Annotated in this window: 1 protein-coding gene; it reads left to right on the top strand. The window is 70.9% G+C overall.

All coding sequences use genetic code 11. The annotated features are described in order from the left end of the window. On the top strand, positions 1–516 hold a 516-nt coding region (locus tag AC1DWF_RS38710; RefSeq protein ID WP_476843694.1), incomplete at both ends, for an ATP-binding protein.

Here is a 516-nt window from a genome sequence, read left to right as displayed (position 1 = left end):
GATGGCGGTGCTCGGCAATCTGGAGCTGCTGCGACCGCGTGTCGCGGCGGATGGCGATGCGTCGCGCCTCGTGGACATCGCCTGGCAGGGCGCGCAGCGCGGCGCCGCGCTCACGCAGCGCCTGTTGGCCTTCGCGCGCCGGCAGGAGCTGCAGGTGCAGCCGCGCGACCTCGTCATGCTGGTCAGCGGCATGAAGGACCTGCTGGAACGCTCCATCGGCCCGCGCATCGAGCTCCGGCTGGACCTGCCCTCGCGCGCCGCCCTCGCGCTGGTGGACACGAACCAGGTGGAACTGGCGCTGCTGAACCTCGCCGTGAACGCGCGCGACGCCATGCCAGAGGGCGGCGCCGTGACGATCCGGGTAGAGCGCGCGGAGGTGCCGATAGGCCGCGACCTCGAGCACGGCTCCTATATCCGCCTTTCCGTGCAGGACTGCGGCCATGGCATGGACRAGGCCACGCTGAAGAAGGCCACCGAGCCCTTCTTCACCACCAAGGAGCTCGGCAAGGGCACGGG

Source organism: Aminobacter sp. P4_D5 (assembly GCF_056401815.1).
The sequence above is the reverse complement of the archived record's forward strand: the minus strand, read 5'-3'. Positions and strand labels throughout refer to the sequence as shown.